Origin of the sequence: Streptomyces sp. SID3343, assembly GCF_009865215.1 — a bacterium.
Classification (GTDB): domain Bacteria; phylum Actinomycetota; class Actinomycetes; order Streptomycetales; family Streptomycetaceae; genus Embleya.
The window spans coordinates 1-2,638 of sequence record NZ_WWJX01001393.1 but is presented as its reverse complement, the minus strand read 5'-3'; the positions used below and the strand labels follow the sequence as shown (position 1 = coordinate 2,638).

The window sequence follows — 2,638 nt, the reverse complement described above, 5'->3', positions numbered from 1 at the left end:
ACGCGGATCGCCGGCGCAGGCGACACCGATTCGACCGGCGGCGCCGGCGTCTCAGGCCGGGGGCGTGGCGCGACCTCGCGGCGGCCGCTGCGCCCGCGTGCGTGGGGTCTTGCCGGTGAGTGCCGCGTGGCGGCGGGTGGCGACGAGGGTGGCGTCGAGGCGGATCAGCCATTCGAGGTCGTGCGCCGTGTGGGTGTGTGACCTGAGGGTGGCGAGCATGCGGTACCAGGTGCCGTCCCGGGCCCACACGGTGTAGCGGTAGAACACCGTCTGCCACGGCCCGAAGTGCTCGGGCACCTCCCGCCACGGTGAGTTGCTCGCGTACTTGTAGGCGACCGCGTCGATGATCGGCCGATGGTCGCGCCACCGCCCGCCCCGCCGGGGTGTGCGGTCGGGCAACAGCGGCTCGACCAATGCCCACTGATCATCCGTCAAACCACCCATATAGCCCACACAACACCAAACGACGCACTCGCTTTCCGGTCACGGCTCCCGCGCGGAACTTCGGAAACCGAGGACACGGGTGCTGTGTTGCCCGCTTTGCGGGTCCCCTTGCGTGCGACCAAGGGCCTGTTCGACCGGGACCACGAGTGGGTGAAGTCCGCGCCGCCACACGAGCAAATCGGGCGCTCACGGTCCGACCGGGCCGGGGACTTGGCCCGCGCCCGTCGCCGCCGGACGCACGCACGACACCCGGATCCGACCGCAGCGGGGGTCGGCGGGCGCGCGCCGAGCCCGTTCTCCGCGCGTGTACGCCGACGCCGACTGTCGGGCCGGCCCCCGGGACGGTCGCCGCTGCCGCGTCCGGCGCTGCGGCACGTCGTGCGTCGGCGGTCCGCCGACGGGACGGGCGCCGTTGATCGGTGCGACCGGACAGCCGACTGCGACGACCGAACCACCTGCCGGGTCGGTCGAAGCTGTCGGTCGATGGGGTTGGTCAGTGTGCGTTCGCTGGTTCCTCGTCCTTGAGCATTGTGCGCAGTTGTTCGCGGAACTCCGGTGTGTCGGTGTGCCCGTGGACGGCCTGCGCGTGTTGCGCGGCGGCCACGACGACCTCGTCCTCGGAGCCGGCGATGGTGAGCGTGCACCCGGACTCGCTCGGCATGTCCCGGCAATCGGCGACCTTACGCATGGCGACGGTCCTTCCGGACTCGGCGGCCCCCGAGGGGTGGGCCTGGCGCGTGTCGTGCGAAACGCCAAGCCGGATATCCATTTTATTCCTGTTGCCCCTCGATGTCAGCGAGTCGGCCGTCCTCTGTCGCAGGTGAGAGCCCGACGAGACGACTCGGGTGTTGTCGGTGACGGGCGGCGGTTTGTGACGTTTGTCGCCGGGTCGCGAACTGCCTTGCCCTCTCCGCTGTTTGGCGACGAAGCCGGTGAATCGCAAGGCGTGGGTCCCGGGTCGGACCCGCGTGGGCGCTCGGTATTCCGGGTCTTCCCGTAACGCCCGCCCGCCGGCGTACGGGAGTTCATGTTCCGGCCACCGGCCGCCGGTCTACTGGCGCAAGTTGTATAGCCAACTTTCCCCGCTCCTTCGGGGATGCCGCACGCCCACCCATCGGGGCCGTACTCCACCCCGCGACACCGTTCCTCCTTCACCGTTCCGCCGTTCCGCCGTTTCGCCCCGAAAGGAATCGACGCCATGGCAGGCAGTTCGCTCGTCCTCGTCCGGCCCACCACACCGCAGGAGGGCGACCGGCTCACGTTTCGCTTCACGACCGACGCGCCGCACGCGAAGAACTGGGTCGGCATCTACGACGGCGACCGCAAGCCGGGGGTGGGTTCCTCGCTCGCCTGGAAGTACGTCACCACCACCGAAGGCGAGGTGGTCATCGACAGCCAGTCCCTGACCGGCGGCCCCTACACCGCCTACCTGCTCGCCAAGGACGGCTACGCGATCCTCGCCCAGGCGGGCCCGTTCACCTTCCGCGAGCGCCCCGCCGTGCCACGCCCGCGCTTCGCCGTCGACACCGTCACCACCGCCGAGATCCGGACCGGCACCACCGCGACCGTACGTGTCGCGGGCCTGTGGACCGCCGCGAGTGGGGCCCAGTCCGGGCAGGGCGTCACCTTCCGCTCGCTCGGCGGCGACGCGTGGCTCTCCGTCGCCGCCGACGGCACCGTCACCGCGCGGATGCCGCGCGGCGGCGTCCGCGCACCCGGCGTGCTCACCGTCGAGGGCCGCGACACCGCCACCGGCAGTACGTCGCGGGTCACCGTACAGGTGCCCGTCCTGCGCAAGGCCCGCCGCGCCCCGCTCAAGACCGCCGTGCTCGACCTGTGGGACGCCGGCACGCACGTCGACGGCGTCGTGACCAAGTTGGTGCGGCTCGTGGTGACGCAGAACCTCGACGTGATCGCGCTCTCCGACACCGGCGGCACGCTCGGCAAGGCCCTCGCCGACGCGCTGGGCTGGGCGGTCTTCGAGGACCCGGCCGGGCTCGCGGTGCTCAGCCGCCACCCCCTCACCGACCCCCGGCCCGCCGGCCCCGACCTGCCCGCGGTCGCGGTCACCGTACGCGCGCCCGGAGTTCGGGCCGTACGGGTGTGGAACGCCCACCTCGACGAGGCCGACTACGGCCCGGACGGCATCCGCGCGGGCCGTACCGCCGCCCAGGCCGAGGCCGCCGAGGTCGCG

The 2,638-nt window shown here is 72.1% G+C and carries 3 protein-coding genes; 1 reads left to right on the top strand and 2 read right to left on the bottom strand.

Going from position 1 to position 2,638, the window contains the following annotated elements:
- Positions 1–51: 51 nt before the first annotated feature.
- Both GT354_RS44375 and GT354_RS44370 read right to left on the bottom strand, forming a co-directional pair.
- Positions 52–435, bottom strand: coding sequence for a transposase (locus GT354_RS44375; protein WP_161362893.1), 384 nt, complete (start codon positions 433–435; stop codon positions 52–54).
- A 502-nt stretch (positions 436–937) separates the two neighbouring features.
- Positions 938–1,132: a DUF1059 domain-containing protein gene (locus tag GT354_RS44370; protein WP_161362891.1), complete on the bottom strand. Its 195-nt coding sequence runs from the start codon at positions 1,130–1,132 to the stop codon at positions 938–940.
- A gap of 510 nt (positions 1,133–1,642) precedes the next feature.
- Here GT354_RS44370 and GT354_RS44365 point away from each other — a divergent pair.
- The coding region (locus GT354_RS44365; protein ID WP_161362889.1) for a hypothetical protein at positions 1,643–2,638 on the top strand (996 nt) is incomplete at its 3' end.